This is a genomic window from Providencia alcalifaciens DSM 30120 (assembly GCF_000173415.1).
Taxonomy (GTDB): domain Bacteria; phylum Pseudomonadota; class Gammaproteobacteria; order Enterobacterales; family Enterobacteriaceae; genus Providencia; species Providencia alcalifaciens.
The window spans coordinates 38,982-53,123 of the sequence record NZ_ABXW01000060.1 but is presented as its reverse complement, the minus strand read 5'-3'; the positions used below and the strand labels follow the sequence as shown (position 1 = coordinate 53,123).

Sequence of the window (14,142 nt, the reverse complement as noted above, 5' to 3'; positions counted from 1 at the left end):
ACTTCATATTCAATGTATTACAAAAGAGGAATGGTTTCTTCAATCGCCTTTAATAGCAGGTTTCGGTCATGGCGATAAGGAATATCGTCTGCTTCTAAAACACGTTGAGTGACCTTGCGTTCTTGGATGATTGTACTCACATCAGTACGGGGTCCAACAATGACCGCATCGATTTTTTTGCGCCCAATATACTGTTCCATCATCACGAGTTTTTCGGGAAGTGTGAGGCTAGCTGCTGACGTACTGATTTCCTTCCCTAAATTCCCGATGTACACCATAGGTGCTTGGCTTTCTTTCAGTGCACAAGCAATATCATCGAGTAACAAAAGAGGCATTAGGCTGGTAAAAAAACTGCCCGGACCAATGAAAATCAAATCTGCTTGATGGATAGCATCAAGGGCTTCGGAAGTGGCTTTTACAGGCGGATACAGGCGTAATTCTTTCGGTAACTCGGCGAGAGCATCAACGTTAACTTCACCGTAGACTTCATTACCCATATCATCAATTGCCATCAGGTCGACGGGAGATTCAGACATCGGGATTAACTGCGCATCCACCTTTAACATATTACGAATTAGATTGATGGCTTCGAGTGGACGAACACTTAAATGATCCAGTGATTTTAACATCAGGTTGCCAAGATTATGCCCTGATAATTCTCCTGTTCCTGCAAATCGATATTCAAACATCTTGGATGCAATAGAGGGTTCGGTAATCAGCTGGTTCAAGCAGTTACGCATATCGCCCCAAGCGATTCCGCCCTCTGAACGGCGAATACGACCAGTAGAACCACCATTATCGGTAGTGGTGACGATGCCAGTCAAACGAGAGCCTAAAGATGAAAGAGAAGACATCACTCGACCAAGTCCATGTCCACCCCCGAGAGCGACGACGTGATTAAGATTTGTCAAACTACGGTTTGGCATAGTGTTCCTATTTAAACTATCAATCTATGTTTCTAGAATCAGCGCTAAAACAAAATTGGCGCTAATTTATCATAAAACATCATCTGAAGTTTACTTACCGTGATAAAAAACAATAAAAGAGAATATTCTCGATCGGTATCACAAATTTATTGTGTAAAGAGCTAAGTGAAATGGACGAATAAGGCGTGGAAACAGAATCATACAAGAGAAATTGAGATGCCTTCTAATTAAGATAATTAAGAAAAAATAATCTGATGAATTTTTTCGGTAAGCGCATATTCAGTGGTTGGGACAGTTTCTAATCGTACATTGAAAATGTTATTTTTCTCATCACGGTAGGTATCGATAACGTTAAATTCAGTTTGTGGTAAAAATAAAAACTCATTTTCACTATCGCGCAGAATTTGACTAATACTGGCGCCTGAATAAGGGCTATTATTCTCAATAACGTAGAAAATATTAAATTCATCATTTGTTAAACTATTCGCATCATCACAAAAACTATTGGCGGTCTCTTTATTTTTTGATGTACTCCAAAATGCATGAGATTTTATTACATCGCCTTTATTGAGCCTATGAGTGAAGTTAATATCACGAACTTCTCCTCGGTAGAGGATTTCTTCATGTTTAAGTGGAATAGATTGCAATAATATTTGATGCATTAAGGTTAAATAAAGCTGTTTTATTTCTGCTGGATAGTGAGTGGCGTTGTGTAGATTATCCCGCAATGTTTGATTAATTTTGACATACCCAGCATGTTTATAGTCCTGTAGAGCAAACCAATCTACAAAATGCATATTGTTAAAGGAATGCGTATTATTAAATAGTCGAATTTGGTCATGAATATCAAGTGCTGTTTCATTATCTAAATATTCCTTAGTGTAATGTTGGCTTAATTCATTAAGCCCATCAGTATAATAAGGAATATGAGATGAAATATTTTCATTGGTCATCATTTTATCAAGATAATTGAGATGTTGTTTTTCATAAATAGAAATTAGCTGGGTATTATTTGTTGTAAAATAATATGGATTATTATTTTTTGAATTCGCTGAATTTAAATACATGTTTTATCCTCTAGCATGTCATTTAAAATTATTCTTTATATTACCAGATGGAAATGCCGTGATGTAATAACTCGCAGCATCATATTTCTGGGTTCTTGGTTTTATCTATCAAAAAGCGCGGTATAAAACTGATCTACAACAAACAATGTGCATAGAATTAACCTCATTTTGACGAAGATTTGACAGATGAATTTAGGTTTTAGCATAGGAAGAAGAGAAAATTATCTATAATAATAAGGACTTCTGAAATTAGTTACTGCTTCCATAAGTCGTTGTATATTAAGTTATATATCGTATTTTGGTTCGCTTTTTGGTTTGCAATGGGCTAAAATCCTTACAGAAAATAAGTGAACCAAGTGACGATAATCGTCTTAACGATTTGGACTTTATCTACAGACTGGGTTCCCGATAAAACTCCTAGCCTTTGCGTCTAAGTTCCTGATGAATATGATGTTCTGGCCGTGGCCTTGAGTCACCAGGGTGCGAGATAGAAATGTCTGCATCTCCCGTATTTGGAAAGGTGTGAATATGCAGCAACTTGTCGATCAATTTGACCGAAAATTTTACTATCTTCGTTTATCTATAACCGATGTTTGCAACTTCCGTTGCACATATTGCCTGCCTGATGGTTACAAACCAAGTGGTCGCCACGAATTCTTAACACTGGATGAAATTCGTCGAGTGAGCCGCGCTTTTGCCGAACTTGGCACAGAAAAAGTGCGTATTACTGGTGGCGAGCCCACAATGCGTAAAGATTTCACTGACATTATTGCGGCGATTAAAGAAAATGATTCGATCAAAAAAATCGCGGTAACAACCAATGGCTATCGCATGGCGAGAGATGTGCAAGCATGGCGTGATGCGGGTTTAAATGCGGTGAATGTGAGTGTTGATAGCCTTGATCCTCGCCAATTTGCAGCGATCACTGGACAAGACAAATTCTTCCAAGTGATGAAAGGTATCGATGCTGCATTTGATGCCGGTTTTGACAAAGTCAAAGTCAACGCGGTCTTGATGAAAAATGTCAATGATATCGCCCTCAAGTCATTCTTAAATTGGATCAAACATCGTCCAATTCAATTACGTTTTATTGAACTCATGGAGACCGGGGAAGGGAGCAGTCTATTCCAACGTTACCATGTGTCTGGTGAAACCGTTCGTGATCGTCTTATTGCAGAAGGTTGGTATATGCAGCCTCGTTCTCGTAGTGATGGTCCCGCCCAAGTCTTTAGCCACCCTGACTATCAAGGGGAAATCGGGCTGATCATGCCGTATGAGAAGGATTTCTGCCAAAGTTGTAACCGTTTAAGAGTTTCTTCTTTGGGCAATCTGCATCTGTGCTTATTTGGTGAAAATGGGATTCCATTGCGTGATTTACTGGGTGATGAAAACCAGAATGAAGCCCTGAAAGCGCGCATCCAAAGTGGTTTAATGTCTAAGCGCGAAACCCATTTTCTTCACCAAGGCGACAGCGGGATCACCCCAAATCTTTCCGTTATTGGCGGTTAATAATTTTTTGATTTTCAGGAGTAATTATGTCCCAACTGACCCACCTTAATGCGTCGGGCGAGGCGCATATGGTTGATGTATCAGCAAAAGCTGAAACTGTCCGAGAAGCGCGCGCAGAAGCGTTTGTGACCATGAACCCAGAAACATTAGCGATGATTGTGGAGGGTAGTCACCATAAAGGTGATGTGTTCGCAACAGCACGTATTGCAGGGATCCAAGCAGCAAAAAACACATGGCAGTTAATCCCACTGTGTCACCCTTTGTTACTGACAAAAGTTGAAGTCACTCTTGAAGCGGAACCAGAGCATAATCGTGTACGCATCGAAACCTGTTGTCGTCTAACAGGGAAAACAGGGGTAGAAATGGAGGCTTTGACGGCGGCATCAGTTGCTGCGTTAACCATCTATGACATGTGCAAAGCGGTGCAAAAAGATATGGTGATTGGTCCGGTACGTTTATTAGAAAAAACCGGTGGAAAATCAGGTCATTTTAAGGTGGAAGTATGATTACTGTCCTCTTTTTTGCTCAAGTTCGCGAGTTAGTTGGTACTGACCGTTTAGTGTTATCCGCAGATTACCCAACCGTTGAAGCACTGCGCCAAGCATTATCACAAAAGGGCGAACGTTGGGCTCTGGCACTGGAAGATGGCAAATTGTTAGCCGCTGTTAATCAATCGTTTGTTTCAGCTGACCACCCGCTCACGGCTGGTGATGAAGTCGCCTTTTTCCCGCCTGTCACTGGAGGCTAAGCATGAATAACACCCATATTGCAGTACAAACCGAAAATTTCAGTGTGGGCGAGCAATATTCATGGCTAGCTCAATGTGATAGTGATGGCGCGGTTGTCACGTTTACCGGAAAAGTACGTAATCATAATTTAGGGGATAGCGTTGCCGCTCTTACGCTTGAGCACTACCCCGGTATGACAGAAAAAGCATTATCTGACATAGTGATGCAATCTAGAGAGCGTTGGCCATTACAGCGAGTCAGTGTTATTCATCGTATCGGCATTTTACAACCGGGCGAAGAAATCGTGTTTGTCGGGGTGACAAGTGCACACCGTAATGCCGCATTCCAAGCGGCTGAATTCATCATGGACTACCTAAAAACGAAAGCACCATTTTGGAAGAAAGAGTCTCTTCCCGATAACGAGCGTTGGGTTGAAGCTAAAGAGAGTGATGAAGCATCAGCAAACCGCTGGTAATCCAAAATAGTTATGCGGAAAATGCGAATAAGCCGAATGGTAATGTCAAAATATTGTGATAAACTTTGGAACAAATTTGTCCGATCACAGTAAGGATTACTCTGTTGGTGGTTTTGCTGGGTCGATTTTACTTAAAATGGAAGGGTAACCATCATGGGTCAATTTGATCAACGTAATGATTCTCTTGTCCAGAATGCCAGCACTGGCGTTCAGGCATTTATGTCCCAAGTCTACGGTTGGATGACAGTTGGATTATTGCTCACGGCTTTTGTTGCTTGGTATTCCTTAAGCAGCGGCCTGTTTTTTACTATCGCTACAAATAAAGTGCTATTTTTCGGCATGATCATCGCTGAACTTGGTTTAGTGATGGGGTTGTCTTTTTTACTGCCTAAAATGAGCGGTGCGATTGCGACAGGTATGTTTATGCTGTACGCATTGCTAACGGGTCTCACTATCTCTGTGATTTTAGCGGTTTATACTGGTGAATCTGTTGTAGGTACCTTTATCATTACCGCCGTTATGTTTGGTGCACTGAGCTTCTTTGGTTACACCACGAAGCGTAGCTTAACAGGAATGGGTAACTTCCTGTTTATGGCACTGATTGGTTTAGTTGTAGCTTCACTGGTTAACATCTGGCTGCAAAGCTCAATGATGTACTGGGTCATCACTTACGGTGGGGTGTTACTGTTTGCTGCATTAACAGCATATGACACTCAAAAACTGAAAGAAATGGGTGAGCAGATCAACCAAGATGACAGAGAAAATATGCGTAAATACTCAATTATGGGTGCGTTATCTCTGTACTTAGACTTCATCAACCTGTTCTTAATGTTACTGCGTATTTTTGGTGATCGCCGTTAATCGTTAGTTGAACAGATTGAAACACGAAACCCCGCAATAACTCAGTTGTTGCGGGGTTTTTTATGGCTTCTATCTGGTTATTACGCGATTTTTTTGCGAAATAGATAATAGGCTAGGGTACTGGTGACTAGGAAAATAATCAGAAGTGGCCATAGGCTATGAAATATCACCGAGAAGTCGGCATCTTTGAGGTAGATCTGCTTGGTAATATCCGTGAAATGGCGAATCGGGTTAATCCATGTAATGTCTTGCAGCCAAACAGGCATATTCTCGACAGGTGAGATATAACCAGATAGCAGCACTGCTGGCATCATAAACACAAATACCCCGATGAACGCTTGCTGCTGTGTCGAACATAATGCAGAGATCAACAAACCAAACCCCACCAGCGATAAGCCATAAAAGATCATCGTACCGTAGAACAGTAATAGTGAACCAGCAAACGGGATTTTATAGCAAAAGATCCCAATCACTAACACTAAGGTAGCTTGTGCGGTGGCAACGACTAAAGCCGGGATTGCCTTACCAATAAAGATTTGCCATGTCGTGAGAGGGGAAACCAATAATTGATCTAGAGTACCTTGTTCACGCTCTCTCGCAATTGACAGCGAGGTTACGATAAGAACCCCAATCGTCGTAATCAGCGCGACCAACGATGGCACGATAAACCATTTATAATCTAGATTTGGGTTATACCAATTGCGGACTATCAGCTCACTATTATTGGGCTTCAGCTGTGTTTGCGTGAGCTCCTGCTGGTATTGCGTGACGATTTGCTCAATATAGTTCGCGGCAATTTGCGCGCTATTTGAGTTTCGACCATCGAGTAGTAGCATCATATTGGCGGTGTGATGACTGGCAATATCTGCACTGAAATTTTGATTAAAACGGACGACCAATAGGGCTTTACGGTTATTGATCGTATCGCGGATCTCCGCTTCATTTTTTAGCAAAAGAACATGAGAAAATGCACTCGCTTTGGCTAGCCGTTGGGTGAGTTCAATAGAGTGCTCACCGCTATCTTGGTCAAAAATGGCAATGGTGGTATTCGTGACTTCTAAGGTTGCTGCCAGCGGAAAGAGAATCATCTGGAAAATGACAGGCATGATCAAAATAATACGTGTCTGTTTTTCCTGCAATAACGATTGCAACTCTTTCATAATTAAGGTGTAAAGGCGATAAAACATAGGAACCTCAATCCAAACGACGACGCGTTTTCAACGCCGTTAAGCCGATGAATAATATGGCTGAGGCAATCAGCAGTAAGAAATCAGTCAATAATACCAAGTAGATATCCCCCGCTAAAAACAAGGTTTGCAGGCTACTCACAAAGTAGCGAGCCGGAATGAAATAGGTCACGACTTGAATAAATACCGGCATACTATCGATTTCGAAAATAAATCCAGAAAGCATAATCGCAGGTAAGAACGCGGCATTTAGTGCCACCATTGCCGCATTAAATTGATTGCGAGTAATAGTAGAAATGAGTAATCCCATGCCTAACGCGGTTGCTAAATATAAGCTGGTGATCACAAATAAAATTAATAAAGAGCCACGATACGGAATATCCAATATCAAGGTTGTCACCAGCATACACAGCACCATGACAAAGGAGCCGAGAAGCTGGTAAGGCAATAATTTAGAAAGTAGTAACTCAGTGCGGGTAATTTGGGTGGAAAGCAGCGCTTCCATCGTACCGCGCTCCCATTCTCGAGCAATAACCAATGACGTTAATATCGCACCGACAACAGTCATGATAATACTAATTGCGCCTGGAATAATAAAATGCTGGCTTAATGCCGCTTCATTAAACCAATAGCGCATATTAAGTTCGATCAGTGGGTCAGTTGGGTATCCTTGATTTTCACCTTGTTGGATAAGCCATGTATGCCATACCCCTTTGGTATAGGCTTGAACAAAATTGGCAGTATTGGGTTCGCTCCCATCGGTAATCACTTGAATTGCCGCATGTCCATCGGGACGCAAAAGTTGCTCTGCAAAATTAACGGGGATCACCACGATGCCGCGAATTTCTCCGGCCTGCATTTTATTAATCAATAAGTTGCGGTTATCACTGATGGTGGCATCAATAAAAGGCGACCCTGTAAAGGCATCCACTAATTCACGAGCGGGTTGGCTTTGTTGATCCATCAAGATACCAACGCGTAATTTACTGGAGTCGAGATTAATTCCATAACCAAAAATAAACAGCAGCATCAGCGGGATAACAATGGCTATCAATGCGCTGCTGGGATCACGAACAATCTGTTTGCTCTCTTTCCAGCAGAGTGCTTTTAGCCGACGCCATGAAAAATCTGAAGCGGTAGTACTCATTGCGCCTCCTGCTGTTTATCGTAGTTAAAAATCAATTCAATAAAAGCATCTTCCATGGAAGGATTGGGGTTTTTAGTGCTAGCAACTTGCTGCTTCAATTCATCGGGTGTGCCCGCTGCAATGATTTTACCATGATAAACGAGTCCTATACGGTCACAGTATTCCGCCTCATCCATAAAGTGGGTTGTGACCATCACGGTCACACCTTTATCCACCATCCCATTGATATGTAACCAAAATTCTCGGCGAGTTAGCGGGTCCACACCAGAAGTGGGTTCATCTAAAAAGAGAATATCTGGCTCATGCATCAAGGAGCAGGCGAGGGCGAGTCGCTGTTTATAACCGAGGGGTAAGGAGTCGGTAATTTGGCTAATAATTGGCGTAAAATTAAAGGCGTTGATCATTTCCTGCATTTTGGTGGTTTGCTGTTTATGATGTAGACCGTATACACCGGAGAAGAATTTTAAGTTTTGCCCGACCTTGAGGTTGCCATAGAGGGAAAATTTTTGCGCCATATACCCGAGATGTTGGCGAGCTTTATTTGAGCTGGTTTTTAAATCCATCCCAAGCACTAATGCTTGCCCATCGGTGGGTTTCATGAGCCCACACATCATTTTAAACGTAGTAGATTTACCTGCACCATTCGGTCCCAATAGCCCAAAAATCTCTCCCCGTTTGACTTGGAAATTGACAGTATCAGTGGCTGCGAAATCCCCAAATTTTTTGGTTAGATTGCGAGCTTCTATCACCGTTTCATTAGGTGCTGGCGGAATTTGTGGCACGATAGCCGCGAGTTCGGAACGATGGGATGGACCGCCCCCTAAGAGATCAATAAAGGCATCTTCAAAGCGAGGCTCGGCTTCAATAAGCGTTTGATGATCCATTTTCAACGCTTGAAGTAAGCTATGTTGAGAGGCTTGGGGTTTTAAAATTAATCGAATATAACGCCCTTGAATTACGCCATCTGTGGTTTCTGGCAAGACTAATGCATTTTGTAGAATGGTACGTTTTTGGGTGGCGGGCACTTCGAGTAAAAATGAACGACCCACCATCTTCTGCGTCAGCTGCTCCGGTTTTCCGCTATAGAGTAGCTTGCCTTCGTTGAGCAGAAGGACTTCTTTGCATTGCTCTGCTTCGTCCAGATACGAGGTACTCCAAAGGATCAACATACCTTCATCTGCTAAGGTGTGCACCATTTGCCAAAGTTCTCGTCTGGCAATAGGGTCAACACCAACGCCGGGTTCATCCAAAAGTAACACTTTGGGTTTACCTAATAGAGTACAGGCAAGCCCCAATTTTTGTTTCATTCCCCCTGACAGCTTACCAGCAAGACGCTGAGTAAAAGGTTCGAGGCTAGTGAATGTCAGTAATTGTTGATAGGTTTGTTGGCGCTCTTCACCAACGACACCTCGAAGATCTGCATATAAATCAAGGTTCTCTTGAACAGTTAAATCTTCATATAACCCAAATTTTTGCGGCATGTAGCCGAGGTTAGCTCGTACCTCAATGCTGTCTCGGATAGGATCTAACCCCATTAAACTAATTTGCCCTGAATCTGGCTTAAGTAACCCAGCAAGCATACGCATCAGTGTGGTTTTGCCTGCGCCATCAGGCCCGACTAATCCGGTGACTGAACCACCATGAATTTCAGTCGTTAAGCTTTCAACGGCAGGGGTATCCAGTCCGGCAAAATGTTTCTCAACACAATTTAACGAAATGATATGTTGCTGAGCCATAATGCGCCCTACTGTTGAGGAGCCGCAAATTGAACGGTAACGGGCATCCCTTGACGAAGTTTATCATTTGGATCATCGACAATAATGCGTAAGCGATACACTAAATCAGTGCGTAAATCCGGAGTTTGTACGCTTTTTGGCGTGAATTCGGCAGTGGGGGAAACAAAGCCAATAGTGCCATGATAGGGCGTATTGGGTTGGCTATCGGTAAATAACAAAACTTTACTACCGGGTACGGCATCGCCTAAATGTGCTTCGCTAACATAGGCGCGAACCCAAACAGGGTGGGTTAAGGTTACGCTAAAAACGGTATTACCGGAGCCTATAATGGTACCTGGCTCGATGGCTCGGGTTAATACAGTACCATCAGAAGGAGCCAGTAACTGAGTATCGGCAAGGTCGAGTTCCGCTTGAGCAACAGCCGCTTCTGCCTGTAGCCATTCTCCTCGTGCTGCGGCTATCTCTTCTTGGCGAAATCCACTTTGATATTGATTAAGTTTATCTTGGGATGCTTTCAGTGCGGCAAGCGTTTGATTACGGTTATTTTTAGCATTATCCAGATCATTGGCAGATATCAGTTTTTGGGCAGCTAAGCCCTGTTGGCGCTTATAAAAATTGTCCGCATATTGCCAAGCAGCTTGGCGCTGGGCAACTTCAGCTTCAACTTGGGCGATTTCTTGGGTGCGATAGCCTTTTTCTTTAAGTGCTAACTGTGCTTTGGCACTGTCACGGAGCCCTTTGGCTTTATTTAAGGCATTGATGTAAGGAGCGTCATCTAATTTTCCAAGTAACTGTCCAGCTTTGACTTGCGCCCCTTCATCAACCTCTAAAGAGGCGAGTTTACCACCGACACGGAAGCTGAGGTTAACGGTACGCACATCCACATTACCATATAGAGCGAATGTTTTGTCCTGAAGCGATTGATAGTAATAGCCCCCTGAAATGGCGGCAATCAGCAGAATAATCAGTAAAAGAACTTGTGTGCGGCGTTTTGTGTTCATAACTAACCTTAGTGACGGGTAAACTCATTACTCAAGATTATGATTTAGTTTTATCTATATATCATATCACTTTTCTGATTGTTGGCGATGCCGTAACCCCAATAATAAGATATCGATGTGTTCAATAAGAACCTGATTAATAATTTTAAATTCATTCTCATTGATGTGTTTCCAGCCCGTTTGCCTCAGTAGTGTTTCTCTCGCAATACGGAAAGAAAGTGTTTCACCTAAAATGGCATGAGTGTGAATTAATGTTGCTAAGTCGTTTGGATCAGCGCCGATATAGATAGAAACTAAGCGGTTAAGCCGTGAATGGATAGGACCCAAAGCCTGCTCATGAATTAAACCATAGGCTTCAGTTGGGTTGAGTTGTTCGCGAGCAAGGATACGTGAAAAACTGAGATTTTCTTTTTTAAGTTGGAAAAAATTATAAGAAATAATGGTGTTTTTTAAGAGTTCGAGTGCTTCTTCAGGAATTTGTAACTCTGCTGGCTGGCTAATAAAGTAATCGATTTTATTAATACTTTCCTCAAAGCTCTCCTTGATATTGTTTGCAATTTGCTGAGCAACCGCCAGATAAAGCCCTTCTTTTGAACCGAAATAATATGAAATTGCAGCGATGTTTTGCCCTGATGCTTGGGCAATTTGGCGAGTGGTAGCCCCATCAATGCCTTGTTCTCCATAAACGTCTGCGGCAGCGAGAAGAAGTTGGAGCTTAGCGCTCTCTCCACGCAATGTTGGCGATGAATTTGTGTTCATAAACATTCCTTTTGATTCAGAATTAAATAAATTTTTAACATGCTCTTAGTTGGCATTTGTTCATTATTCAGGATGAAAACAGATGTATCTTTAGTTTTGTGTACGTATATATACTATATAAAGCAGATTTTGTATTAGTTTATTCATCAATCTAAATTAATATATTTATCGCGGTCAAATGATGGTAGAATTTTTGGGTATCGCATGGCAGTTTGCGCTTTTCTTCTATTGAATATCAAACCTTCCCCCCTAGAGCTGCCCAATATATTGAAGCGGTGGAGCCCGGAGTAATTAATTTGACTAGTTTTTCAGACCTCGCGTTAAACGAGGAAATCTTGCGTGCCATTAATGAATTAGGCTATGAAAGTCCTACGCCTATTCAACAACAAGCTATTCCTGCTGTTCTAGCGGGTAAAGACTTATTAGCCAGTGCTCAAACTGGTACCGGTAAAACAGCCGGTTTTACCTTACCTATTTTGCAAAAATTGGTAGACAATCCTCGGGGCAATAACCGCCGTCCTATCCGTGCATTGATTTTAACTCCAACTCGTGAGCTTGCAGCTCAAGTGGCTGAAAACGTAAAAGAATATAGCCGCCATTTGAAAATTCGCTCATTTGTTGTGTTTGGTGGTGTGAGCATTAATCCTCAAATGATGAAGTTGCGTGGTGGAGTGGATGTCCTGATCGCAACACCGGGTCGTTTGTTGGATCTGGAGCACCAAAATGCAGTGGATCTTTCTCAAGTCGAAGTTTTCGTTTTGGATGAAGCTGACCGTATGCTGGATATGGGCTTTATTCACGACATTCGTCGCGTGATCACTAAATTACCGAAAAAGCGCCAAAACCTTCTGTTTTCTGCAACGTTCTCTGATGAGATTAAACAGTTGGCGAGTAAATTGCTGAATAACCCTGTATCGATTGAAGTGGCACCGCGTAACTCTGCGTCTGAACAAGTGACCCAATATGTCCATTTAGTGGATAAAAATCGTAAAGCAGAATTACTGTCATTTATGATTGGGCGCGAGAATTGGCAACAAGTCTTGGTGTTCACGCGTACTAAGCATGGCGCTAACCGTTTAGCGGAACATTTAAATAAAGATGGCGTAAAAGCAGCGGCAATTCATGGAAATAAGAGCCAAGGAGCTCGTACTCGCGCTTTAGCTGATTTTAAATCGGGAGATATCCGTGTACTCGTGGCGACAGATATCGCTGCCCGTGGTTTGGATATTGAACAACTGCCTTATGTAGTTAACTTTGAGTTGCCTAATGTGGCTGAAGATTATGTTCACCGTATTGGTCGTACTGGGCGCGCGGAAGCAACGGGTATGGCGGTTTCTTTAGTGTGTATCGATGAGGCTAAGTTGCTGAAAGATATTGAAAAGTTACTGAAAAAATCTATTCCATTAATGGCGATTGAAGGGTATGAACCAAACCCATCAATCAAAGCTGAGCCGATTCAAAAGCCTTCTCAGCGCAATGACCGTCGTTCTCCAGATAACCGTGGTGGTGAGCGAAGTAATAGCAATAAAGGTCATAGTCGTCCTCGTCGTCAAAATACAAGCGCGGGTAAAGGCCAATCTGAATCAGCTGGTTCTCCATGGAGAAGTGCTCAGAAGCGTGTTAGACAAGGGCGTAGTGAAAGCTAATGCGTGTACTGCTCGCTCCGATGGAAGGGGTACTTGATTCTCTGGTTCGCCGTTTATTGAGTGAGGTGAATGACTACGACTTGTGCATCACAGAATTTGTACGAGTTGTAGATACATTGCTGCCTGCAAAAACGTTTTATCGGCTATGTCCGGAACTCCAGTATGGCAGCCGAACACCCTCGGGAACATTAGTGAGAGTGCAGTTGTTAGGTCAGTATCCCGAGTGGTTGGCTGAAAATGCCAACCGCGCGGTAGAGCTCGGTTCTTGGGGGGTAGATCTCAATTGTGGGTGCCCTTCAAAAACAGTGAATGGTAGTGGCGGTGGCGCGACATTATTGAAGCAACCCGACCTTATCTATCATGCCGCTAAAGCGATACGTGCCGCAGTGCCTAAAGAATTACCGGTCTCTGTAAAAGTTCGATTAGGTTGGGACAGTAGTCAATTTGCTCATGAAATTGCGGATGCTGTGCAACAAGCTGGGGCAACTGAGTTAACAGTGCATGGGCGTACAAAAGAAGATGGCTACAAAGCCGAATGCATTAACTGGCAGGCCATTGGTGAGATTCGCCAAAAATTGTCAATTCCAGTGATTGCGAATGGTGAAATCTGGGATTATGAAAGTGCTAAACGGTGTATGGAAATGACGGGGTGCGATTCAATTATGATTGGTCGAGGCGCCTTAAATACACCGAATTTGAGCCGAGTTATCAAACACAATGTCCCGAAGATGCCTTGGGAGCAGGTTGGCAAAATACTCTTTAAATATACAGAGTTAGAAAAACAGGGTGATACGGGACATTACCACGCAGCCCGTATTAAACAGTGGCTTAGCTATTTGCGTAAAGAGTATCAACAAGCCGATGTTTTGTTCTCTCAGGTTAGAGCTTTGAAAACAGCAGAGCAAATCGCAGATATCATTGCACATCATGTGGAATCGCTACCTGTCATGCCATATTAGAATTATGTGATTTGCTAAAATTTAAGATTAGGTCTTTAATTAACAGGTATGGTGATGATTTATTTCACATAGTGCTATCACCGTATGAAATAAAACATTTATGACATGCAACAAAGATAGAATGCTGCAGAGATAGAGTGC

14 protein-coding genes and 1 riboswitch are annotated in these 14,142 nt (G+C 42.6%); of the genes, 7 read left to right on the top strand and 7 right to left on the bottom strand.

Going from position 1 to position 14,142, the window contains the following annotated elements; genetic code table 11:
• Positions 1-17: 17 nt before the first annotated feature.
• Positions 18-926: a gluconeogenesis factor YvcK family protein gene (locus tag PROVALCAL_RS15045; RefSeq protein WP_006660177.1), complete on the bottom strand. Its 909-nt coding sequence runs from the start codon at positions 924-926 to the stop codon at positions 18-20.
• Between the two features lie 236 nt (positions 927-1,162).
• The gene (locus PROVALCAL_RS15040) at positions 1,163-1,993 is read right to left on the bottom strand and encodes an ADP-ribosyltransferase domain-containing protein (RefSeq protein WP_006660176.1); all 831 of its coding nucleotides are present in this window, start codon (positions 1,991-1,993) and stop codon (positions 1,163-1,165) included.
• Between the two features lie 402 nt (positions 1,994-2,395).
• Positions 2,396-2,532, top strand: a riboswitch (molybdenum cofactor riboswitch).
• On the opposite strand from PROVALCAL_RS15040, the gene moaA reads away from it, so the two are divergent.
• From moaA to PROVALCAL_RS15015, 5 genes are all read left to right on the top strand, one after another.
• A complete protein-coding gene (moaA, locus tag PROVALCAL_RS15035; RefSeq protein WP_006660175.1) occupies positions 2,522-3,502 on the top strand; it encodes a GTP 3',8-cyclase MoaA in 981 nt (326 codons plus the stop codon). It overlaps the preceding riboswitch by 11 nt.
• A 26-nt stretch (positions 3,503-3,528) precedes the next feature.
• Positions 3,529-4,008, top strand: coding sequence for a cyclic pyranopterin monophosphate synthase MoaC (gene moaC / locus PROVALCAL_RS15030; RefSeq protein WP_006660174.1), 480 nt, complete (start codon positions 3,529-3,531; stop codon positions 4,006-4,008).
• On the top strand, positions 4,005-4,250 hold the full coding sequence (moaD, locus tag PROVALCAL_RS15025; protein WP_006660173.1) for a molybdopterin synthase sulfur carrier subunit: 246 nt from the start codon (positions 4,005-4,007) through the stop codon (positions 4,248-4,250). The genes moaC and moaD overlap by 4 nt, the downstream gene beginning before the upstream one ends.
• Positions 4,251-4,252: 2 nt before the next feature.
• A complete protein-coding gene (gene moaE / locus PROVALCAL_RS15020) occupies positions 4,253-4,705 on the top strand; it encodes a molybdopterin synthase catalytic subunit MoaE (protein ID WP_006660172.1) in 453 nt (150 codons plus the stop codon).
• 153 nt (positions 4,706-4,858) lie between these two features.
• Entirely contained in the window at positions 4,859-5,566 is a 708-nt protein-coding gene (locus PROVALCAL_RS15015; protein ID WP_006660171.1) for a Bax inhibitor-1/YccA family protein, read from the top strand.
• An 80-nt stretch (positions 5,567-5,646) separates the two neighbouring features.
• On the opposite strand, the gene PROVALCAL_RS15010 is transcribed toward PROVALCAL_RS15015, so the two are convergent.
• The 5 genes from PROVALCAL_RS15010 to PROVALCAL_RS14990 all read right to left on the bottom strand — a co-directional run bounded on the left by PROVALCAL_RS15010 (position 5,647) and on the right by PROVALCAL_RS14990 (position 11,402).
• Positions 5,647-6,753, bottom strand: a complete 1,107-nt coding sequence (locus PROVALCAL_RS15010) for an ABC transporter permease (RefSeq protein WP_006662285.1) — start codon at positions 6,751-6,753, stop codon at positions 5,647-5,649.
• Positions 6,754-6,760: 7 nt separating this feature from the next.
• Positions 6,761-7,900, bottom strand: coding sequence for an ABC transporter permease (locus PROVALCAL_RS15005; protein WP_006660169.1), 1,140 nt, complete (start codon positions 7,898-7,900; stop codon positions 6,761-6,763).
• A complete protein-coding gene (locus PROVALCAL_RS15000) occupies positions 7,897-9,636 on the bottom strand; it encodes an ATP-binding cassette domain-containing protein (protein WP_006660168.1) in 1,740 nt (579 codons plus the stop codon). Before PROVALCAL_RS15000 ends, PROVALCAL_RS15005 begins: the two co-directional genes overlap by 4 nt.
• 8 nt (positions 9,637-9,644) lie before the next feature.
• Positions 9,645-10,637: a secretion protein HlyD gene (gene hlyD / locus PROVALCAL_RS14995; protein WP_006660167.1), complete on the bottom strand. Its 993-nt coding sequence runs from the start codon at positions 10,635-10,637 to the stop codon at positions 9,645-9,647.
• Positions 10,638-10,703: 66 nt separating this feature from the next.
• A complete protein-coding gene (locus PROVALCAL_RS14990) occupies positions 10,704-11,402 on the bottom strand; it encodes a CerR family C-terminal domain-containing protein (protein WP_006660166.1) in 699 nt (232 codons plus the stop codon).
• A 290-nt stretch (positions 11,403-11,692) separates the two neighbouring features.
• Between PROVALCAL_RS14990 and rhlE the strand changes: the two genes are divergently transcribed.
• Both rhlE and dusC read left to right on the top strand, forming a co-directional pair.
• Complete coding sequence (gene rhlE / locus PROVALCAL_RS14985) at positions 11,693-13,042, top strand: ATP-dependent RNA helicase RhlE (protein WP_036965513.1); 1,350 nt, start codon at positions 11,693-11,695, stop codon at positions 13,040-13,042.
• Complete coding sequence (dusC, locus tag PROVALCAL_RS14980; RefSeq protein WP_006660164.1) at positions 13,042-14,001, top strand: tRNA dihydrouridine(16) synthase DusC; 960 nt, start codon at positions 13,042-13,044, stop codon at positions 13,999-14,001. Before rhlE ends, dusC begins: the two co-directional genes overlap by 1 nt.
• Positions 14,002-14,142: the final 141 nt, after the last annotated feature.